The 19,680-nt window shown below is 59.1% G+C and carries 19 protein-coding genes and 2 tRNA genes; 10 read left to right on the plus strand and 11 right to left on the minus strand.

Going from position 1 to position 19,680, the window contains the following annotated elements:
• Positions 1–43: 43 nt before the first annotated feature.
• Together ACR0KW_RS03325 and ACR0KW_RS03330 are read right to left on the minus strand one after the other, a co-directional pair.
• The gene (locus tag ACR0KW_RS03325; protein WP_480803724.1) at positions 44–340 is read right to left on the minus strand and encodes a hypothetical protein; all 297 of its coding nucleotides are present in this window, start codon (positions 338–340) and stop codon (positions 44–46) included.
• 147 nt (positions 341–487) lie between these two features.
• Positions 488–1,918: a Glu/Leu/Phe/Val family dehydrogenase gene (locus ACR0KW_RS03330; protein ID WP_480803725.1), complete on the minus strand. Its 1,431-nt coding sequence runs from the start codon at positions 1,916–1,918 to the stop codon at positions 488–490.
• A gap of 359 nt (positions 1,919–2,277) precedes the next feature.
• Here ACR0KW_RS03330 and ACR0KW_RS03335 point away from each other — a divergent pair, with 359 nt between their 5' ends.
• Genes ACR0KW_RS03335 through ACR0KW_RS03345 form a run of 3 tightly spaced genes read left to right on the plus strand, consistent with a single transcriptional unit; the run spans position 2,278 to position 5,132 of the window.
• The gene (locus ACR0KW_RS03335; RefSeq protein ID WP_480803726.1) at positions 2,278–3,984 is read left to right on the plus strand and encodes a Tad domain-containing protein; all 1,707 of its coding nucleotides are present in this window, start codon (positions 2,278–2,280) and stop codon (positions 3,982–3,984) included.
• A complete protein-coding gene (locus tag ACR0KW_RS03340; RefSeq protein WP_480803727.1) occupies positions 3,981–4,511 on the plus strand; it encodes a TadE/TadG family type IV pilus assembly protein in 531 nt (176 codons plus the stop codon). Before ACR0KW_RS03335 ends, ACR0KW_RS03340 begins: the two co-directional genes overlap by 4 nt.
• A complete protein-coding gene (locus ACR0KW_RS03345; protein WP_480803728.1) occupies positions 4,512–5,132 on the plus strand; it encodes a TadE/TadG family type IV pilus assembly protein in 621 nt (206 codons plus the stop codon).
• Here ACR0KW_RS03345 and ACR0KW_RS03350 read toward each other — a convergent pair.
• Entirely contained in the window at positions 5,080–5,574 is a 495-nt protein-coding gene (locus tag ACR0KW_RS03350) for a hypothetical protein (protein ID WP_480803729.1), read from the minus strand. The genes ACR0KW_RS03345 and ACR0KW_RS03350 overlap by 53 nt on opposite strands.
• Before the next feature lie 157 nt (positions 5,575–5,731).
• On the opposite strand from ACR0KW_RS03350, the gene ACR0KW_RS03355 reads away from it, so the two are divergent.
• Complete coding sequence (locus ACR0KW_RS03355; protein ID WP_480803730.1) at positions 5,732–6,643, plus strand: pirin family protein; 912 nt, start codon at positions 5,732–5,734, stop codon at positions 6,641–6,643.
• A 5-nt stretch (positions 6,644–6,648) separates the two neighbouring features.
• Here ACR0KW_RS03355 and ACR0KW_RS03360 read toward each other — a convergent pair whose 3' ends face one another.
• Complete coding sequence (locus ACR0KW_RS03360; RefSeq protein ID WP_480803731.1) at positions 6,649–7,236, minus strand: TetR/AcrR family transcriptional regulator; 588 nt, start codon at positions 7,234–7,236, stop codon at positions 6,649–6,651.
• Between the two features lie 99 nt (positions 7,237–7,335).
• Here ACR0KW_RS03360 and ACR0KW_RS03365 point away from each other — a divergent pair, with 99 nt between their 5' ends.
• From ACR0KW_RS03365 to ACR0KW_RS03390, 6 genes are all read left to right on the plus strand, one after another.
• The gene (locus ACR0KW_RS03365) at positions 7,336–7,584 is read left to right on the plus strand and encodes a hypothetical protein (protein ID WP_480803732.1); all 249 of its coding nucleotides are present in this window, start codon (positions 7,336–7,338) and stop codon (positions 7,582–7,584) included.
• A gap of 128 nt (positions 7,585–7,712) precedes the next feature.
• On the plus strand, positions 7,713–8,999 hold the full coding sequence (locus ACR0KW_RS03370) for a homoserine dehydrogenase (protein ID WP_480803733.1): 1,287 nt from the start codon (positions 7,713–7,715) through the stop codon (positions 8,997–8,999).
• A 69-nt stretch (positions 9,000–9,068) separates the two neighbouring features.
• Positions 9,069–10,052 (plus strand): class II fructose-bisphosphatase, encoded by a 984-nt coding sequence (gene glpX / locus ACR0KW_RS03375; RefSeq protein ID WP_480803734.1) that lies wholly within the window; start codon positions 9,069–9,071, stop codon positions 10,050–10,052.
• Positions 10,053–10,143: 91 nt separating this feature from the next.
• The gene (gene recJ / locus ACR0KW_RS03380; protein WP_480803735.1) at positions 10,144–11,886 is read left to right on the plus strand and encodes a single-stranded-DNA-specific exonuclease RecJ; all 1,743 of its coding nucleotides are present in this window, start codon (positions 10,144–10,146) and stop codon (positions 11,884–11,886) included.
• 98 nt (positions 11,887–11,984) lie between these two features.
• Positions 11,985–12,059: transfer RNA gene (locus ACR0KW_RS03385), tRNA-Glu, on the plus strand.
• Positions 12,060–12,083: 24 nt separating this feature from the next.
• Positions 12,084–12,158 (plus strand) — tRNA-Glu (locus tag ACR0KW_RS03390).
• An 8-nt stretch (positions 12,159–12,166) separates the two neighbouring features.
• Here ACR0KW_RS03390 and ACR0KW_RS03395 read toward each other — a convergent pair.
• The 7 genes from ACR0KW_RS03395 to ACR0KW_RS03425 are packed head-to-tail and all read right to left on the minus strand — an operon-like array spanning position 12,167 to position 19,553.
• Positions 12,167–14,008 carry a V-type ATP synthase subunit A gene (locus ACR0KW_RS03395; RefSeq protein ID WP_480803736.1) on the minus strand — a complete coding sequence of 614 codons (1,842 nt, stop codon included), beginning with the start codon at positions 14,006–14,008 and terminating at the stop codon, positions 12,167–12,169.
• Positions 14,005–14,697: a hypothetical protein gene (locus tag ACR0KW_RS03400; protein ID WP_480803737.1), complete on the minus strand. Its 693-nt coding sequence runs from the start codon at positions 14,695–14,697 to the stop codon at positions 14,005–14,007. Before ACR0KW_RS03400 ends, ACR0KW_RS03395 begins: the two co-directional genes overlap by 4 nt.
• 1 nt (position 14,698) lies before the next feature.
• On the minus strand, positions 14,699–15,376 hold the full coding sequence (locus ACR0KW_RS03405; RefSeq protein ID WP_480803738.1) for a hypothetical protein: 678 nt from the start codon (positions 15,374–15,376) through the stop codon (positions 14,699–14,701).
• Positions 15,376–15,819: an ATP synthase subunit C gene (locus ACR0KW_RS03410; protein WP_170324458.1), complete on the minus strand. Its 444-nt coding sequence runs from the start codon at positions 15,817–15,819 to the stop codon at positions 15,376–15,378. Before ACR0KW_RS03410 ends, ACR0KW_RS03405 begins: the two co-directional genes overlap by 1 nt.
• Positions 15,816–17,612 (minus strand): V-type ATP synthase subunit I, encoded by a 1,797-nt coding sequence (locus ACR0KW_RS03415; RefSeq protein ID WP_480803739.1) that lies wholly within the window; start codon positions 17,610–17,612, stop codon positions 15,816–15,818. Before ACR0KW_RS03415 ends, ACR0KW_RS03410 begins: the two co-directional genes overlap by 4 nt.
• Entirely contained in the window at positions 17,609–18,214 is a 606-nt protein-coding gene (locus ACR0KW_RS03420) for a V-type ATP synthase subunit D (protein ID WP_480803740.1), read from the minus strand. Before ACR0KW_RS03420 ends, ACR0KW_RS03415 begins: the two co-directional genes overlap by 4 nt.
• Positions 18,192–19,553, minus strand: coding sequence for a V-type ATP synthase subunit B (locus ACR0KW_RS03425; protein ID WP_480803741.1), 1,362 nt, complete (start codon positions 19,551–19,553; stop codon positions 18,192–18,194). The genes ACR0KW_RS03420 and ACR0KW_RS03425 overlap by 23 nt, the downstream gene beginning before the upstream one ends.
• Positions 19,554–19,680: the final 127 nt, after the last annotated feature.

A 19,680-nucleotide genomic window follows, 5' to 3' on the forward strand; every position in this document is an offset into this window, starting at 1 on the left:
GGATGGCGCGCGGTTGTCCACAGGGAAATGCGGGGCCTGTGGATTATTGCTGCAGGCACAGTTCCAGCCACGCCGCGCCGAGATCCTTTTTACGGACGTCACGCATCTTTTGCTCGTAGACCCAAGGCGTGATCAGCGGGATGGCATTGTTGTAGCTTTCGGGCCATGTCGGACCTGTGTCGGCCACCGCCTGCGGCACGTCGCGCTCTTTTACCTTGTCCAAGCGCGCTTTCTGAATCGCCGCAACGACATCGGCCTGATACTGGCAGCTTTGTTCTTTGGTTTCCTGAGCAGCCAGAGGTGTGGCCAGCAAAACAGCCGCAACGGCGATACGCAACATGGGGGTCTCCCGGAATCGTTTCTTTCGCGGCAGCTTACCCGGCAGACGCATCGGCTGCTATCACCCTTTTCACCGCGCCCAATCACATTGGGCAGAGCGGCAACAGGGGCAACCGGGTCGCAACCCGACCGCCCCCAACGCCAAAAGCTACAGCCCCTTGGCGCGATAGCTTTTCGCGACGCGGTCAATGGCCACGATATAGGCCGCCGTCCGCAGATCCTCGACATCGTCGCGGCTGTGCCACACCTCGCGCATGGACTGGTAGGCAATGCGCATGGTGTCATCCAGGCCGGAACGCACCAGTTCCAGCTCATCCGCGCCACGAAGGTACTTGGCCTTGAAGTTTGGAGACATCGACCACGCTTCGCCCAGGTAGCGATCCAGCCGCTCCAACTCACTGACGATCAGCTCGTGCCGCGCCTCTTCCTGACGGCGCTGCATCCGGCCAAAGCGGATATGGCTCAGGTTCTTGACCCACTCAAAATAGGAAACCGTCACACCGCCGGCGTTTGCATACATATCGGGGATGATCACGGTGCCTTTCTTGCGCAGGATCTCGTCCGCTCCGGCTGTGACAGGACCATTCGCCGCCTCGATGATCAGAGGGGCCTTGATCCTCTCGGCATTGGTCAGGTTGATCACACCCTCAAGCGCCGCAGGGATCAGGATGTCGCATTCCGCCTCAAGAACCTCGCCCCCCTCGGCCGAATGCGTGGCATCCGGATAGTTGCTGACCCCGCCATGCTTCACGATCCACTGCCGCACGGATTCAACGTCGATCCCGTCGGGGTTATACAGCGCGCCGTCCCATTCAATGATGCCGACGATCCGCGAGCCGTCCTCTTCGCTTAGGAACTTGGCCGCGTGGTAGCCCACGTTGCCCAACCCCTGCACGATGATACGCTTGCCGTCCAGCTTGCCCGAAAGGCCTGCCTTCTGCACATCCTCGGGGTGGCGGAAGAACTCGCGCAGCGCGTATTGAATGCCCCGTCCGGTCGCCTCGACACGCCCCGAGATACCACCTGCATTCAGCGGCTTGCCCGTCACACAGGCTCGCGAGTTGATATCGGTCGTGTTCATCCGCGCATACTGGTCGGCGATCCAGGCCATCTCACGCTCACCCGTGCCCATATCCGGTGCGGGCACGTTCTGAGAAGGGTTGATCAGATCGCGCTTGGCCAGTTCATAGGCAAAGCGCCGCGTGATCTGTTCCAGCTCATGCTCTTCGTATTGGCGGGGATCGATGCGCAGGCCACCCTTCGAGCCGCCAAACGGCGTTTCGACAAGCGCGCATTTATAGGTCATCAGCGCCGCCAGCGCCTCGACCTCGTCCTGGTTCACCGCCAAGGCGTAGCGAATACCGCCCTTGACCGGCTCCATATGTTCGGAATGAACCGAGCGATAGCCGGTGAAGGTATGAATTTCACCCCGCAGACGCACACCGAACCGAACCGTGTAGGTGGCGTTGCAGACCCGGATCTTTTCCTCCAACCCCGGAGGCAGGTCCATCAGGGACGCGGCCCTGTTGAACATGAGGTCCACACTCTCGCGAAAGCTGGGTTCTTTGATGGCCGTCATTTAATCCTCCGTGCCAGCGAACGACTTACGTTCTGACGTTTTGTCGCACCCAATGCGTAAACGATCAATATTTAAGCGAAAATAAAACTGCCAATTCCCGAGATTTATTTTCGTAGCCACCTGAGTCGGCCAACCCGGACCGCCCCGCCGGAATTGTCGCCTGTGCGACAACAGAAACACCTAACACCCTAATATTATCCTTCTTTTTCCAGAAAACCGGTCAACACGGCGGCTTTTTCGCCTAAATCCTGCCACGATTCGGCGTTAATTTTCGGTTAATATTTCCTTTGCAGTTTAGTTGTCTGCTCGGCGAGGTCATCAAGATGATAATGCGCGTTTTTCAAAGCGGCTCTAAGAGATTGAAGAGCTTCACCCCTTCGGTTCGTCGTTTCGCCCTGGACGAAGATGGTGGCGTGTTCACGATCTTCGTACTGACGGGCTTTATCATCATCCTCTGTTTGACCGGCATGGGTGCCGACATGATGCACTTTGAGCGCGACAGGGCGAACCTACAGGCGACATTGGACCGCGCGGTTCTGGCTGCCGCCGACCTTGATCAGGAACTGCCTCCGGTGGAAGTCGTCAAAGACTATTTTGAAAAGTCCGGCGTGCGAGGCAAGTTGACGAAAGAACCCGTCGTTACGCCGGGTTTCGGTTCAAGACGAGTGTCGGCCGAGGCTGAAGTGGTCGTAAAAACAGCCTTCATGTATTTTGCGGGCATTCCCGAATTGAGGGCTTCGGTTACCAGCACTGCGGAAGAATCCGTGGGCGCGATCGAGGTTTCGCTGGTTCTCGACATGTCCGGTTCCATGGATGATCCGTCTGCGGAGGCTGGAAAAGACAAGATCCAGGTGCTGCGGGAAGCAGCCAAGGAATTTGTGACGACGATGTACGAAAAGGAAAATCCCGAAAAGATTTCGATCTCGATTATTCCTTACGCCACGCAAGTGAATGCCGGAGAGAACATTCTGGGCAAAATGACGGGTGTATCCAATGAACATAACTACTCGCACTGTGTGAACTTCACGAGCAGTCAATTCAAAGAACACGACCTGAAACCCTCGGCTGTGCTTGACCGAACGGCGCATTTTGACAGGTACAAATCGAACAACGATGCCTACCAGTGGGAGCACAACCGTAGACCAACCTGCCCCACCCGACCCGGCAGTGAGATTACACCGGTGACAAACGACATCACGGAACTTCACGCCCAGATCGGAGCGCTGACTGCGAGTGGCAACACGTCAATTGACATTGGAATGAAATGGGCTGCCGCGCTGGTCGACCCCGAGTTCCGGCCCATCATCACCAAACTGGCAGGTCAGAAAAAAGACCCGAACTCGGACGCCGAGGATGCACCGACGGTCGTCCCGAAAGAGTTCGCAAACCGCCCCAAAGAATACACGTCTGATGTTCAGAAGGTCATCATCGTCATGACCGACGGATACAACACCAGTCAGTGGAAACTGAAAAATTCGTTGCGCAGCGGTAATTCCCCTGTTTGGTACAACCCCAACTACTCCCAAGTGGAAACCAGGTACAATTGGGACACTTACAAATGGGAGACGGTGACAGTTCAAGGCGAGTACAGCATCCGAACGTCCAAAAACCCAAACAGGTATTACTGGTCTCGGCAGGAACGGTGGAACATGGATCACCGCTATGGGGACAGGGACGATGAAGACGGCACCGCCGTTCGCCTGACCTACCCAGAGCTTTTCGCTCTCACGTCGCTCCGCTGGAATGCAAGATACAACTTTTATCCATGGGATAGCAGCGCACTCAGCGACTGGTATTCGAATGCCTATAATTCGGTCTCAAGAACCTCGAAGAACACGCGTACGAATAACATCTGTTCCGCCATCAAAAACAAAGGTGTACTGGTCTACGGCATCGCGTTTGAAGCGCCTGACGCAGGTCTCACCACGATCAAAAACTGCGCCACCAAACCCAGCATGGTTTATGAGGTCAACAGCACTGGCAAGCTGGGTGACGAGAACCTGACGCTAGAAGAGGCATTCCGGTCCATCGCCTCGTCGATCAAACGTCTAAGGCTGACCCAATGATCCGAAGGTTTCTTAAGAACATCGTCCGTTTCAAACGGTCAGAAAACGGGTCGCTGGCAGTTGAGTTTGTCATAATTTTTCCGGCCTACCTGTTCTTCATCATGGGGGCCGTCGAATACTCGATGGTCACGATTCAGCAGTCGTTGCTGGAACGCTCCATGGACATTGTCGTGCGCGATATTCGCCTGGGAACCGATGCTGTGATCACTCACGACACGATCAAGAAGGATGTCTGTGACATGGCGGGAATTATCCCAAACTGCACCAGCAATCTCAGGCTGGAAATGATACTTCAGGACGCATTTACCGGCTTGGATTTCCCCGTGGAGCCGGATTGCGTCAACAGAGAGGAAGAGGCCAAACCAGCCCGGAACTTCGAAGCGGGCGCGTCGAACGCACTGATGATACTTCGCGCCTGTGCCAAAGTTGATCCAATCTTCCCGACCACCTCGATGGGGCGCGCTTTGCAAAGTGACGATGGCCTGGTCACGCTTACAGCGATCACCGCCTTTGTTCAGGAGCCTTAAATGAAACGCTATTTCTTAAGTATCCGGCAATTTCTGGGTCGGTTCGCCCGCAGCGAACAAGGAAACCTCCACTTGGAGGGAATTGTGGTTTTCCCTATTTTTGTTTGGTCCATTACACTTGGATACACGTTTTTTGACGGTTTCCGCCAAAGTACAGCGAACCTGAAAGCTGCGTATACTGTGGGTGACCTTATCTCGCGTGAAACGGACGAGTTAACCGATACCTATGCGGTTTCCATGTACACCCTGATGCGGCGGATGGTGAACAACAACTCGACGCTGAACATGCGTTTGTCATTCATCATGTATCAAGAGGACGATGACCGCCATTACGTCCAGTGGTCCACAACCTGCGGGTTTGTTGGAACGTGGGATGACTCCAACATCGACAAAATAAAAGAAAATCTGCCGCCGATGTCGGACCTGGACACTTTGATTCTTGTTGAAACATTAAACGACTATGACCCGTTGTTCAAAACCGGTTGGCTGACCAAAGATTATGAGTTTACCAACTTCGTTTTCACACGGCCGCGCTTTACCGATCTTGTAACAGCGCCCGATATTTCGGCTAATTTCTGTCAAGGGGATGCTGGTCCTGTGAGTGTAGCACCAACGAGCTAATCACATCCGTCATAAATTTGGTTTCGGCGGCGGCGGTCATGCCGCCGACGCCCACCCGGCGCCCTACACGCCACCACAGCCCGGGCGCCCAGCTGTTTTCCCCGCCGACGCGTGTTTTCAACAGAAACCCGTTCGAAGGTTTGAACGCAAAGACTCCCCGGTCGACAGCTTCGATATCCTCTACTTTCGCGATAATGTGCCCTGCCCCGGTGCGGAGTTCCGAGGACGTCAGCTCGATCCAATCGTTTGTCGCGTGCCACATGCGATACGCCAACCAGAACGCCGCGCCGCCAACCGCAAGCAGGAACACCATCCACAGGGGGTCAGGCGGCTGCGCCAGCGCTACAGAGAGGACCAGCACGCCAACGATGCTCAGCATCCCAACGCCAAGCCAACGTCTGGCAGGTGACGGCTTAATAGTGGCCAGAATGTCTTGTTGCATGTGAACCCCTGTTGTTTTCCCAAGGGTTTAGCGACTTCTGGCAGGAAAAGACAGGGGGGGCTACTACTGCTGATTTCTGCACATTTCCCGTTCTTTTCTGCCGATTGACGCTGCCCCTTGCGCAAATACATGGTGACCAAAGCTTTAGGAGGCCGCTATGTCCCTACGACCCGTTCTGGAAACCCGGAAAGCCCTCGCCACAATGGAAGGCGCTGGCGTCAAACTGCACCGTGCTTTTGGATTTCAGGATCCGTCCGAGCTTGACCCGTTCCTGTTGTTCGAGGACTTCCGGAACGAGCGGCCCCAAGACTATCAGGCCGGGTTTCCCTGGCACCCTCATCGCGGGATCGAGACAATCACCTATGTGCTTGCCGGATCGGTCGAACACTCGGATTCGCTGGGCAATACCGGCACACTTGGCGCCGGAGACGTTCAGTGGATGACCGCAGGGTCCGGGATTCTGCATCAGGAAATGCCGACTGGAAATCCTTCCGGTCAAATGCACGGCTTTCAGCTGTGGGGCAACCTGCCCTCGGCACAAAAGATGACCGCGCCGCGCTATCAGGATGTCCAGAGCAAGGACATCCCGGAAATAACCGATGACGATGGCACCACGGTGCGCGTGATCGTAGGTGAGTTCTGGGGCAAGACCGGCCCGGTCGATGGGATCGCAGCGGACCCGCAGTATCTGGACATCTCAATCCCCGCCGGGGTGAAGAAGACGTTTAAGATCGACAACTACCGCCGTGCTTTTGCCTATGTGTTCGAAGGTCAGGCGGCCTTTGCCGATGCCTCGCAACCCACCGGCGTACTGCTGGAAAAGGAAATTGCCGGGCAAGAGGTCAACATCCGCGACATGTCCGGTAACCGGACGCTGGTCCGGTTTGGCACCGGGGATGAAATCACGGTTCAGGCCGGGCCTGACGGTGTGCGTTTCCTACTGATCTCAGGTGCGCCAATTGACGAGCCGGTCGCCTGGCATGGGCCCATCGTGATGAATACGCGGACCGAGCTTGAGCAAGCCTTTCGCGAACTGCGCAACGGCACCTTCATTCGCCCTGCACATTAGGCTGCTCACGCCGAAACTGACCGGCGGACCATGTCCCAATAGACCTGCTCGACCTCATCCAGCGACAGGCGTCCGCCGGCGCGATACCACGTCATCACACCGTTCAGCATGGCGATCACCGCCAATGTCGCGATCTTTGTATCCGTGACATCAAACACGCTGGCCGCCTGCCCTGCGCGCAGGATCGCCTCAAGCGCGTCCTCATAGCGGCGGCGCAACGCTTCGATCTCTGCAAAGTTCTCGGGTGTCAGGTTGCGCAGTTCCATGTAGGCAATGAACACCTCATCTGGGCGCTCTAGATGAAAGCGGATGTGGAACCCGACGAACTGGCGCAAAGCTTCGGACGCATCCATGGACTGATCCAGATCGTCATAGGCCGACAACAGCTCTTGCATGTGTTCGTGCATCAGACGGAACAGCAGGCTCTGCTTGTCGGGCGTGTAGTTGTACAGCGCCCCCGCCTGCACCCCGACCTCACCCGCGATCTGACGCATGGAGACCGCGGCATAGCCGTGGCGAGCAAACAACCCGAGCGCCGCCTTGCGAATGCGCGGGCCGGTGATATCGGAATGTGAACCTTGCGTACGTGCCATTCCCGCACCGTATCTGAACGTTTGTTCAGATAGAACCCCGCTTGAACCAATGCCGTAAAAGGTGCATCACGTTTGCAATCGACCTTGAAAGGGTTCTGAATGAAGCCCCTGCCTTTGCTGATCCTGTTGCTCGCCTGTGCCGGATGCGCAGATTTTCCGGAACTGGAAGGGCGCGAGCAGCCCAATGTCGGATCGGCCCCCTATCCCACGCTTATTCCCATTCAGGAAAACCTCGGCCCGCCTGTTGACCCGTTGAACGAGGCCGCCGAAGTCGAGGAGGACCTGATAGCCCGGCGTGAAGCGCTGGAGAAAAAGGCAGAAGAACTTCAAGCTGCGGAAATCAACTGACCCAATGCGATTCCGGGCCTGCCCCGGGCCACGACGCATTGCACCCTAGCTCCGAACCCGCTAAGGCAGCGCTGAACGGGCGGCAGGCCCGATACCACGAAATTTTCGAGCGGAAAGGAACCCACGGGATGACACAGGCGCTGCGGCTGGGAATTGCGGGCTTGGGAACGGTTGGCGTGGGTGTCGTGAAGATCGTCCGCCGCCATGCGGACCTGTTGCAGGCGCGTACGGGGCGGTCTGTGGAAATCGTCGCCGTATCGGCGCGCGATGCCAACAAGGACCGCGGCGTGAACCTTTCGGACTATGCTTGGGAAACCGACCCGGTTGCGCTGGCAAAACGTGATGATATCGACGTGTTTGTCGAGCTGATCGGCGGCGAGAACGGCCCCGCCAAAGCCTCGGTCGAGGTAGCGCTGGCCACCGGCAAAGATGTCGTCACCGCAAACAAGGCTCTGCTGGCGATCCACGGTCAGGAGCTGGCCGAAAAGGCCGAGGCCGCTGGTCGCGTGATCCGGTTCGAGGCCGCCGTGGCCGGTGGCATCCCGGTCATCAAATCCCTGACCGAAGGGCTGGCCGGGAATGAGATCACCCGCGTCATGGGCGTGATGAACGGCACCTGCAACTATATCCTGACCCGGATGCAGTCGCAGGAACTGGGCTATAACGCCCTGTTCGAGGAATGCGCGCAGCTTGGATACCTGGAGGCTGATCCGAACCTCGACGTCGGCGGCATTGATGCTGCACACAAACTGGCGCTGCTGTCCTCGATCGCGTTCGGGACCAAGCCGAATTTCGACGGCATCCAGATCGAAGGCATTCAGCAGATCAGCCTGGATGACATCCACCAAGCCGACGACATGGGCTATCGCATCAAGCTGCTGGGCGTTGCGCAACGCTCGGCCCGTGGTCTGGAACAGCGGATGCAGCCGTGCCTGGTTCCCAGCAGCTCTCCCCTTGGGCAGCTGGAAGGCGGCACCAACATGGTGGTGATCGAAGGCGATGCGGTCGAACAGGTTGTCCTGCGTGGCCCCGGTGCCGGCGAAGGCCCCACAGCCAGCGCCGTGATGGGCGATGTTTGCGATCTGGCCCGTGGGCTGCAGATCCCAACCTTTGGCCGCCCAGCGACCTCGCTGCAAGACGCACGGCCTGCGGTGACCGGCCTGCCCGCGCCCTATTATCTGCGTCTTGCCCTGTTCGATAAACCCGGTGCGCTGGCCAAAGTGGCCGCCATTCTGGGTGATGCGGGTGTTTCGATCGACCGGATGCGCCAGTACGGCCATTCGGAAAGCACCGCGCCGGTTCTGATCGTGACCCACAAGACCACGCGCGCCACGCTGGACGTGGCCCTCGATGGTCTGCGCGAGACCGACGTGGTGGCCGGAGAACCCGTTGCATTGCGGATTGAAGAGGTTTGACCCTTGCGGCCTGCATGAAACGCAGGCTATCCCGAACAAAACGCCTTTACTGACCTGAGGATACCGAACATGAGTGCTGCCAAAGTAGATTTCAACGACCGCCTGCTGTCTCTGGGCCTTGCTCGGGTTGCGGAACAGGCCGCACTGGCTTCGGCCTCTCTGGTCGGTCGTGGTGACGAAAAAGCCGCCGACCAGGCAGCCGTGAACGCCATGCGGGAACAGCTGAACCTGCTGGACATCGCGGGCGTCGTCGTCATCGGTGAAGGTGAACGCGACGAAGCGCCGATGCTGTATATCGGCGAAGAGGTCGGCACCGGCGAAGGCCCCGGCGTGGATATCGCGCTGGATCCGCTGGAAGGCACCACTCTGACCGCCAAGGACATGCCCAACGCACTGACCGTGATCGCTATGGGGCCGCGCGGCTCAATGTTGCACGCGCCGGACGTTTACATGGACAAGCTGGCCATCGGTCCGGGCTTCCCCGAAGGTGTCGTGAATCTGGACATGAGCCCGCGCGAGCGTGTCGAAGCGTTGGCCAAGGCCAAAGGCTGTGAACCTGCCGACATCACCGTCTGCATTCTGGAACGCCCACGTCATGAGGCGATGATCGCCGAAGTGCGCGAAACCGGTGCCTCGATCCGCCTGATCACCGATGGTGATGTGGCTGGTGTTATGCACTGCGCCGAAAGCGAAGAAACCGGCATCGACATGTATATGGGCCAGGGTGGCGCGCCCGAGGGCGTTCTGGCGGCGGCTGCGCTGAAATGCATGGGCGGGCAGATCTTTGGCCGCCTGCTGTTCCGCAACGATGACGAACGTGGCCGCGCCGCCAAGGCAGGCATCACCGATCTGGACCGCGTCTATGCTCGGGACGAGATGGTGACTGCGGATGTGATCTTTGCCGCAACCGGCGTGACCGGTGGCTCGCTGCTGCCGCGCATCAAGCGCCAGCCGGGTTGGGTGGAAACCACCACCCTGCTGATGCGCTCGAAAACCGGATCGGTACGCCGCATGACCTACCGCACGCCGATGTGGCCGCACGACAACGCCTAACCGCTTGCGCCCGAACCACGGGCGAGGCTATCCATAAAGATAATGAGGCCGGGTCCGTGAGGGTCCGGCCTTGGCATATCAGGGGCAGGTCATGAGCTTTCTAGGGGTTGAACAATCATTGTCCGGGCGGCGCTGGGTCGGTCCCACGGCCGAGGTGGAACGCGCGACCGAGATGCTGGTGCAACAGGCCGGTCTGCCCCGCGCCGTGTGTCAGGTGTTGGCGCGGCGTAGCGTTCCAGCGATGGAGGCCGACGGGTTTCTGGAGCCCAAGTTGAAGGAACTGTTGCCCGACCCTCGGTCGATGAAGGACATGGAACCTGCCGCAACGCGGTTTCTGGCAGCGGTGCGGAACAAACAACGGATCGCGGTCTTTGCGGATTATGACGTGGACGGAGGCAGCTCGGCCGCGTTGCTGTTGGTCTGGCTACGTCAGATGGGCCTTCAGGCAACGCTCTATGTGCCCGACCGGATTGACGAAGGTTATGGCCCCAACGTCCCGGCCATGCAGGAGTTGGCGGCGAACCATGATCTGATCATCTGCGTCGATTGCGGGACGCTCAGCCACGAGCCTATCGCCGCTGCCAAAGATGCAGACGTGATCGTGCTGGACCACCACCTTGGCGGTGAAACCCTGCCCGATTGCGTGGCAGTGGTGAACCCGAACCGACAGGACGAAAGCGGCGATCTGGGCTATCTCTGCGCGGCTGGTGTTGTGTTTTTGATGCTGGTCGAGGCCGGGCGGCAGCTACGAGAGGCAGGTGTCAAAGGCCCCGACCTGATTTCCCTGCTGGACCTTGTGGCGCTGGCGACCGTAGCCGATGTCGCCCCGCTGATCGGGGCAAACCGGGCGCTGGTGCGTCAGGGGTTGAAGGTCATGGCGCAGCGACAACGGCCGGGTCTGGTGGCCCTGTCAGATGTGGCGAGGATGGACTCGGCGCCCAACAGCTATCATCTGGGCTTTCTGCTTGGCCCACGTGTGAATGCGGGCGGTCGGATTGGGCAGGCCGATCTGGGCGCGCGGTTGCTCAGCACAGAGTCGATCCGCGAAGCGCAGGCGCTGTCACAGCGGCTGGACGAACTGAATACCGAGCGCCGCGATATCGAAAACGCTGTGCGCGCTGCCGCACTGGAGCAGGCCGAGGAACGGGGATTGGACGCGCCCTTAGTCTGGGCGGCGGGCGAAGGCTGGCATCCGGGCGTGGTTGGTATCGTGGCATCACGCTTGAAGGAAAACGCGAACCGCCCGGCGATTGTCATCGGCTTTGAAGGGGATGAGGGCAAAGGCTCGGGCCGGTCAATATCTGGCGTTGATCTCGGGGCGTCCATCCAGCGGCTGGCCACCGAGGGGCTATTGGTCAAAGGCGGCGGTCACAAGATGGCAGCGGGGCTGACCGTGATGCGGGATCAGTTGGAACCTGCGATGGAACGGCTATCCGAGTTGCTGGCCAAACAGGGCGCAGGCGAAGGCGGACCGGCCGACCTGAAACTTGACGGCACCCTGATGCCGGGTGCGGCCACGATTGACCTGATCGAACAGATCGAAAAAGCAGGCCCGTTCGGAGCCAGCGCCCCTGCCCCGCGATACGCCCTGCCCGACCTGCAGGTGCGCTTTGCCAAACGCGTCGGTGAGTCTCATTTGAAACTGTCTCTGGCGGACGGTGTGGGCGGCGGTCTGGACGCCATCGCCTTTGGGGCCTTTGACGGGCCAATGGGCGAAAAGCTGTCCAATCACGGCGGCGCACGGTTCCATTTCGCCGGGCGGCTTGAGTTGAACACATGGGGTGGGCGCCAAAGCGTGCAACTCAGGCTCGAAGACGCGGCGCAAGCAAATTGAGCCCAAGTTCAGGCCTATAAAAAAACTTTCACATCCCTGCATTTTTCGGCTTGCGGGGGTCACGGCGAAACCGTAAAAGGCCCTCCACAAGCCAGCGTGGCCCGTTCGTCTATCGGTTAGGACGCCAGGTTTTCAACCTGGAAAGAGGGGTTCGATTCCCCTACGGGCTACCACTTGTGCTTATGCCATTGGCAAATGGCCCGTTCGTCTATCGGTTAGGACGCCAGGTTTTCAACCTGGAAAGAGGGGTTCGATTCCCCTACGGGCTACCATTTCCTCCTTACACCCCGAACTTGTCGCTGCACAGATCAGTGATCTGCCCCCAGATCGATTTGAATTCCGGCGTGTTTTCTGCCGCATAGTGGAAGTTCTTCATCAACCCGGTGAGCTGCGTGAACACCTGCTGCACCTCGGCCTTATCCGCGAACTCTGCCGTAGATTGGGTCACGCCATAGACCAGTTTGAAGGTCATCTTCTGACGCTCAAGCGGAACGGTTGCGTCCACTTTGTCGAACGCGTCCTGCTGTAGATAGACCATGTCCACGAACAGCGCCTTTTGCTGAGTGACGAAGTCCTCGATGGTGACCCCCTCTTCGCCCGTCACCTGCATCATCTGGTCGACCTGCTCACCCTTTTCGATCAGGTCCAGCAGATCGCGCACCTTGCCGGTCCAGCCAGGCTCGGCGTTTTTGTCGTACCAGTCCGATAGCTGATCGGTGTAGCGCGACCAGCTGAGCATTGGATCGACTGCAGGGTAGAACCGTTTGTACGCACGCTCCGAGGACAGCCCGAGGAAGCATTTCACCGTGGACAGGGTCGACTGGGTGACCGGCTCATCAAAGTTTCCGCCAGCGGGTGAGACCGTACCGATCAGGGTCAGACTGCCCAGCTCGCCATCATTGGTTTTCATCGCCCCGGCGCGCTCGTACAGCCCCTTGATTGAGCTTTCCAGATAGGCCGGAAATCCCTCCTCACCCGGAATTTCTTCAAGTTTACCAGAGGTTTCACGCATCGCCTGCGCCCAGCGGCTGGTACTGTCTGCGATCAGCAGCACGTCATAGCCCATCTGGCGGTAATACTCGCCCAGAGTGATTCCGGTGAAGATCGATGCCTCTCGCGCAGCGACAGGCATAGAGGACGTGTTACAGATGATGATCGTCCGGTCCATCAGGCTGCCGCCCGTCGTTGGATCGGTCATCTTGGGGAATTCGTGAATCGTCTCGACCACTTCGCCCGCGCGTTCGCCGCAGGCGACAACGATCACGATATCCACCTTGGCGTTCCGCGCGATCAGGTTTTGCAGCACCGTCTTACCCGCCCCGAACGGACCCGGAATACAGGCCGTCCCCCCGCGTGCAATCGGAAAGAACGTGTCGATCAGGCGTTGCGAGGTCAGAACCGGTTCCGTCGGGTACAGCCGCTCGGACAAAGCGCGTTTCAGGATGCTTTCCGGCAATGGGCGGCGAACCGGCCACTTCTGCGACAGAGTCAACGTGTGCTCTCCACCCTGCTCATCCTCAAGCCGCGCGACGATGTCGTGGATTGTGGCCGCTCCCTTCTGGACCCAGACCACCTTGTAGTCGCCCACCCAATTGAAGGGCAGCATGATCTTGTGACTAAAATGGCCCTCAGGCACGGTGCCGATACTGTCGCCAGCGGTCACCGTGTCGCCAACCTTGACCGACGGCGTGAATGACCACTTTGCCTGATCGTCCAGCGGAGCCACATCAGCACCACGAGGCAGGAAGGTCCCGAACTCGGCGGCCACCTTGGGCAGAGGGGATTGCAGCCCGTCAAACACCTGACCCAGCAGGCCCGGAGCCAGCTCAACCGACAGCAACTGCCCCGATTGTTCGACTGGATCGCCCACGGCTACCCCATCGGTGCTCTCGTAGACCTGCACGTCGGCGATGTCGCCGCGCACCCGCAGCACTTCGGCCTTCAAGCGTTCCTGACGCCCCCCCGGACCAGCGCGTGTCGGTAGGATAAACACCACCTCGTTCTTGACCAATTGCCCGGGCTCGCCGGAGGCATCGTGATTGGCCTGTATCTGCACCAGCCCCTCCTGTACCGAGACAACGCGTGCGGTGGCGGTCTGCGTGGTGGGGGTTGGGGCTGTCATGCGCTTGCTCCATCAAAGTCTATCTCGGCGACATCGGCCATAGCCTGCTGCGCCAGATGTTCAAATCTCTTGGCCGCGTCCTGCGCATTGCTTTGCGCCCAGCGGTCGAAAATGTTCCAGATCAGCACGTAGATCGCCACGGCCTCGAAATCGAATTGGTGGCGGGCGGCGTGCCTTTTCAGCTGCTTGTGACTGACCGACAAGAGCAACCGCTCCAATCCCAGCGGGTCTTCTGCGTCCAGCAACTGTTTGGCCTCTTTGATCCAGGGCATTGGCCCGTCCAGCTTGAAGGTTGGGTCTGTCCAGTTGGCCGGGATGTGTCGAGCCCAGCGCCCCATGCCAAACGTCCCGGCCGCCAGGTTCCCCCCCTGCTTGCGCAGGCGCAGCGCGGCGACAGCCGTGCGGAGGTCCATCCGCTCGAGCAACAGCTTGCGCAGGGTTGGTTGCAGGATATCGCGCAACGCCTCTTTGCACCGCTCAATGGCCTGCGCGTCCGTGACGTCCATGTCATAGTCGCTCCAGTTCAGAGCGTGCTCCAACACCTTCAAAACGCGCGCATCTTCAGCTGTCAGCGCGGTCAACCGGCGATCCAAACGCAACCGAGACAGTGGCGGCTGTTTGGCGACAAACAACCGTTCCGAGCCCGGCAGGCTGCTGACCAGCGCGATATAGGCGTCTGGGTCCGACATGTTACCGGATCACCCCTTCCAGCACCGCGCGGAAACGAGGCTGCAGATGCTCCATCAACAGCGAGGCGACGGCCTTGTCGGTCAGGTCCAACACCACACCCTGATCCTCGGCCCGGACACGGATGCCGTCCTGCGCACCGTCCGAGGCGTGCAGTTCGACCTCTTCGCGCAACATCTCGGCGGTCAGGCCCAGCACGTATTTGGTCAGCTTGCCGGACTGGATATCATCGGCGTTCTGCTTGATATCCTCTTGCGTGGCGACCTTAGCGGGCAGGATGACCTGCACCTTGCCGTCCAGCTTGGCCTCAGCGGCAGCACGGCCCACCACCTCGAGGATCATCTGTTTCAGCAAGTCCGGATCGGCCATTTCCTTGGTGACCAGCCGTTCAACATCTTCGCGGAACCGATCGGTCAGGCCTGCTTTCATAGTCAAGACCGCATCACGCATGGCGGTGTTCAGCGCCTCTTCACCCGCAGCACGGTAATTGTCGGATTCGCTGCGGGCCTTTTTCTGATACGCATCCGCCTCGCGTTTTGCGTCGGCCAGTATCTTGGCGGCCTCGGCCTTGGCGTCTGCGCGCAGTTTTTCGGCATCCGCCTGCCCAGCCGCCACGCCGTCACTGCGCAGCTTGTCGATCAGAGCATCGACACCGTGCGAAATCATGCCATCCTGTGCCATCAGCTGATCCCCGCGCTGATGACCAAGGCAAAGACAAAGGCAAAGACGCCAAAGCCTTCGATGATCGCGGCTGGTGCCAGCGACAGACCAAAGATTTCAGGCTTTTCCTTGGTCGCGTTGATCGCGGCGGCACAGGCGCGGCCCTGCCAGATACCGCAATACATCAGTGCGATGCCCGACAGGATACCGATCCCGAACAGCCCGCCTGCGTTTTCCGGCGTCACGTCGCGGTTCAGCGTAAACATGATGACGATGCCGTAGATCACCATGGTCGACGGAAAGGCAGAAACACCCACAAACCGGCCATAACCACCCTCGGTCTCGGTCATGGCGCCGATACTGGCCATCCCCGCAATCGAACAGCCAATTGCGCTCGCTGCCGCGCCCAGCGCCATGGGGGCGTAAATCCCCAGCCAACCCAATGTCAGAACAAGCTCATTCATTCCTGAACCTCCTTGCGGGCGAACGGGCGAAAGACGATGCCTTCGTCCGGCAGACCCCATTTAAAGAATTCGATGTAATTGAGACGCAATCCGTGGACGACGCCGCTCATCAACGCGAGGGCGAAGTTCAGGATGTGGCCAATGATCAGGATCAACAGACCGAACAGAATACCCGGCCCCTTCAACGCGTGGATCACGGACATGGCAAGATCGTTGAAGGTGATCGCCAGTGAGGCCGAGGCCAGACCCAGCGCAAACAGGCGCATATAGCTGAGCACGTCCCCAAACGCCCCCATAGCCCCGGCAAGGCCCAGCACACCGTCGATCAGACGCCACAGCCAATCCGTCGGCTTCTGGATCACCCGCTCGCTTGAGAACAGCAGGATCGCTAACGCACCCACGATCAGGATCGCTGTCCCCGGTGTTGGGGAGTTCCCTTTCATATAGCTGAGCCACAGAACAAACCCGCCGATCAGCGCCCCGATCCAACCCAGATTGGCGATGGCTTTCCTCTGCCCCAACGCCGCCCGCGCGGCCAGAGCATTGGCCAGCACCAGATGCAGGACACCGACGACAATCGACACCATCATCATGGCCCCGAAATTGTTCATATCCAGCAGCTTTAGCTTGGCCCAAATTGACCCGTCAGGCGGAGAAACGCCGAAATAGCTGCCGACCAGAATCCCGTACACAATCGTCGCGCTCGAGATGATCAGCCCGTAAAGCCGCCATGATCTTTGCCCGACAGTTCCGCCCATCCGTTTCCAGAACAGCAGCAGGCCCAGCATGATAACGGCCCCGTATCCGGCGTCGGCCACAATCATCGCAAAGAAGAATGCAAACGAGGCTGCGACGATGACGCTTGGGTCCCAATCCTTGTAGCCGGGCACTTGATAAAACAGCGCCAAGTCCACGGCAGCACTGCGTTTTTCCGGTTGTTCCAACAACGTGGGCGGGGCGTCATCCGGCCCCGGTTCTTCGATCAGAACGGCTGCATCCTTGGCTTTGGCCATCTCAAGTACGGCATCAATGCGATCCTCGGGCACCCAGCCTTGCAGGGCGAACATCGCTTCTTCGTCGCGGACCTTCTGGGTCGCATGTGCCAGCTCTGCCGCGCTCTCGGCCACGGACAGATTCCGCCGCATCAGCGTCAGATACCGGGTCTGAGCAACCCGTTCAGCCTCAAGCGCTTCGATGGCGATCTCGGCCTCTTCCAGTTGTGCTTCCAACTCGTGAATGGGCAGCGATCCGGTATGGGTACGCGCAACCGGCAGGATGTCGTCGGCGGGCTCTTCCGGGGCGATCAGGACGGCGTAGATGAACCGATGATCCTGCTCCAGAATGGCCCATGGCAGTGTCAGGTCAGACAGCGCATCGCGGTGCTTCACCGGCAATTGGTAGAACCACAGCCGGTTGCCCGCCAACACGTCATCGGGTGGGAAATCCAGATCTCCCCACGGTCGCACCTGAGCGATCCGATGGGCCAAAAAGTCCCGCCGGTCGGTCATGTCACGCGAGCGCTGCATCAGGTCCAGAACGTCCTTGACGAACTGGTCCATGTCAAAATCGGGGTCACGCTGTATTTGGCGGCGCGGTGAGGGCACATCGTTCAAAAACCTCAACGCCTTATAGGCATTTCTTGCACCACGTTCGCTGATCTTTTCGGGCTCGGCCGGCGGCGGTGCCAGCGGCAGAACGTGCATACAACCTAGCTCCTGCAACGCCTCCAGCGTCTCAGTCTTCTGCCCAGTACGTCCGACCAGCGACAGTTTCTTGAGGCGCGCAACACTCATGACACGGCCTCCTGCTCGTGTTTGCGTTTGGAGATTTTCGAGCGCACGACGGCCTGCATTTGCTCATCGCTCAGATAAATGCGGATTTTCTTGATGTTGGCCTTGGCGCGCGGGATCAGAACCTTTTCGAACAAGTTGACGCGTTGGGTGATCGTGGCGACGGCCTTGTCGAATATCTTTACCCTCTCCTCGGCCACTTTGACCCGAAGGCGGGCCTCAATCATGTCGTGCAGCAACTGTGCTGCGGCATCGACCCAGTGGGGTTTAGCCAACAGAGAATAGGGGCGCACCGAAACCTCGATCCGGTCGAGCGCGGGCATCTTCACACCAACGACGTTGACCTCTTTGACCTGATAGTCCTTGAGTTCAACCAACCCTTCCAGATCGACACCCTGCTGCGCCAGCATCGGCAGCTTCGCCCCGACCTGTTGCGCCAGTTCCTTCACCTCTTCCTCAAGCCGCCGTACATCCTCGCGCGCTTTGGCGCGTTCCGCCATCAACTGCTGGCGCTTCAGGTCCAGCGACGGCAGGAACCGCTCATAGCTTTTCAGCTGCGTCTGCTGGCGGGCCAGCGACGATTTATTCAGCTGCAACCGCGCCATTGGCATCCTTCGGGAAATACTTGTCGACCAAAGCCTGCTTCATCAGCAGTTGTTCGGGCGCAAAACACTCAGCCAGCGTTTTCCAGCCCAGATCCAGCGCCTCTTCCAGCGGGATCGAGACATTGATGTCCATGAAACGCGACCGGAACAACGCGCCGAATTTCAGCAACTGGTGATCGTAATCCGACAGATCAAACGCCATCGCCTGTTTCTGCGCGGCATCCCGGCTTTCGGAATAGAACCGGATCATCGTATTCATGATCTGCCCGTGATCCTCGCGCGTGGTCTTGCCGATGACGTTCTGCTTGAGGCGCGACAGGCTGCCGAACGGGTCGATCACACCCGAGTGCAGATAGAACTGCCCTTCGGTGATGTAGCCGGTGTTGTCCGGCACCGGATGGGTCACGTCATTGCCGGGCATGGTCGTCACGGTCAGAACCGTCACCGATCCACCCTTGGCATAGTCGCAGGCTTTCTCGTACCGCCGCGCCAGTTGCGAATAGAGATCGCCCATATAGCCGCGCTGCGAAGGAACGCGCTCCTGACTGATGCCGACCTCTTTCATCGCGTCGGCAAAGGCGGTCATGTCAGTCAGCAACACCAGTACGCGCTTACCCTCTTCCACCGCAAACTTCTCGGCCACCGCCAGCGCCATGTCGGGCACCAACAGGCGCTCGACCAGAGGGTCCATCGCTTGATTGACGAACATCACCGTGCGCGAGAACACGCCCGCATCCTCGAATGAAGTCCGGAACGTGTGGTAGTCGTCAAAGATCAGCCCCAGCCCACCGAACACCACGATATCGGCGTCGGCCTGAATGCCGATTCGGCTGAGGAAGGCGTTGAACGGCTCACCCGAAACCGAGAAGATCGGAATTTTCTGGCTTTCGACCAGCGTATTGAACACGTCGATCATGGGCACATCGGTGCGGATCATCTTGTTGGGCACCGCCCGTTCAGCCGGGTTCACGGTCGGCCCGCCAATATCGATTCGAGGCTCGGCCGACAGGTCCGGTCCGCCATCGATAGCCACCCCTGCCCCATCAAACACTCGGCCCAGAATGTTGGCCGAATACGGTGTTTGCATCGGGTGGCCAAGGAAAGTTGCGGTCGCTTCGGTCGAGATCCCTTTGGTGCCGGAAAACACCTGCAGCGTCACCACATCGTGGTCGATGAAGATCGCCTGTGCTAGGGTTTTATGCCCATCGACCGTTTCGATCACCGCCAGGTCATTGAATCGAACCGCAGCGTCCGCAGAGCCGTCCAACGGCACCCTAACCTTGATCGTATCTCCGACAATTTCCAGTACACGAGTGTATTTCAACAGACTCTGGGACATTGCCTATCCTAATACGTCCAAGTGAATTTCACCAATCGGCGCCACGTCAATCTGCGGCATTTTTTGTAATTACGGGTGAAGCTTACAACGAATTCACAAATTGGCAACCGAGGATGCGTTGTCGTCG

The organism is Ruegeria sp. CG11, from assembly GCF_056537245.1.

What these genes read in the sequence shown, in the direction of transcription:
- ACR0KW_RS03325 (WP_480803724.1), bottom strand. Translation starts at nt 340, where the DNA reads ATGTTGCGTATCGCCGTTGCGGCTGTTTTGCTGGCCACACCTCTGGCT.
- ACR0KW_RS03330 (WP_480803725.1), bottom strand. Translation starts at nt 1,918, where the DNA reads ATGACGGCCATCAAAGAACCCAGCTTTCGCGAGAGTGTGGACCTCATG.
- ACR0KW_RS03340 (WP_480803727.1), top strand. Translation starts at nt 3,981, where the DNA reads ATGATCCGAAGGTTTCTTAAGAACATCGTCCGTTTCAAACGGTCAGAA.
- ACR0KW_RS03345 (WP_480803728.1), top strand. Translation starts at nt 4,512, where the DNA reads ATGAAACGCTATTTCTTAAGTATCCGGCAATTTCTGGGTCGGTTCGCC.
- ACR0KW_RS03350 (WP_480803729.1), bottom strand. Translation starts at nt 5,574, where the DNA reads ATGCAACAAGACATTCTGGCCACTATTAAGCCGTCACCTGCCAGACGT.
- ACR0KW_RS03355 (WP_480803730.1), top strand. Translation starts at nt 5,732, where the DNA reads ATGTCCCTACGACCCGTTCTGGAAACCCGGAAAGCCCTCGCCACAATG.
- ACR0KW_RS03360 (WP_480803731.1), bottom strand. Translation starts at nt 7,236, where the DNA reads ATGGCACGTACGCAAGGTTCACATTCCGATATCACCGGCCCGCGCATT.
- ACR0KW_RS03365 (WP_480803732.1), top strand. Translation starts at nt 7,336, where the DNA reads ATGAAGCCCCTGCCTTTGCTGATCCTGTTGCTCGCCTGTGCCGGATGC.
- ACR0KW_RS03370 (WP_480803733.1), top strand. Translation starts at nt 7,713, where the DNA reads ATGACACAGGCGCTGCGGCTGGGAATTGCGGGCTTGGGAACGGTTGGC.
- glpX (WP_480803734.1), top strand. Translation starts at nt 9,069, where the DNA reads ATGAGTGCTGCCAAAGTAGATTTCAACGACCGCCTGCTGTCTCTGGGC.
- recJ (WP_480803735.1), top strand. Translation starts at nt 10,144, where the DNA reads ATGAGCTTTCTAGGGGTTGAACAATCATTGTCCGGGCGGCGCTGGGTC.
- ACR0KW_RS03395 (WP_480803736.1), bottom strand. Translation starts at nt 14,008, where the DNA reads ATGACAGCCCCAACCCCCACCACGCAGACCGCCACCGCACGCGTTGTC.
- ACR0KW_RS03400 (WP_480803737.1), bottom strand. Translation starts at nt 14,697, where the DNA reads ATGTCGGACCCAGACGCCTATATCGCGCTGGTCAGCAGCCTGCCGGGC.
- ACR0KW_RS03405 (WP_480803738.1), bottom strand. Translation starts at nt 15,376, where the DNA reads ATGGCACAGGATGGCATGATTTCGCACGGTGTCGATGCTCTGATCGAC.
- ACR0KW_RS03410 (WP_170324458.1), bottom strand. Translation starts at nt 15,819, where the DNA reads ATGAATGAGCTTGTTCTGACATTGGGTTGGCTGGGGATTTACGCCCCC.
- ACR0KW_RS03415 (WP_480803739.1), bottom strand. Translation starts at nt 17,612, where the DNA reads ATGAGTGTTGCGCGCCTCAAGAAACTGTCGCTGGTCGGACGTACTGGG.
- ACR0KW_RS03420 (WP_480803740.1), bottom strand. Translation starts at nt 18,214, where the DNA reads ATGGCGCGGTTGCAGCTGAATAAATCGTCGCTGGCCCGCCAGCAGACG.
- ACR0KW_RS03425 (WP_480803741.1), bottom strand. Translation starts at nt 19,553, where the DNA reads ATGTCCCAGAGTCTGTTGAAATACACTCGTGTACTGGAAATTGTCGGA.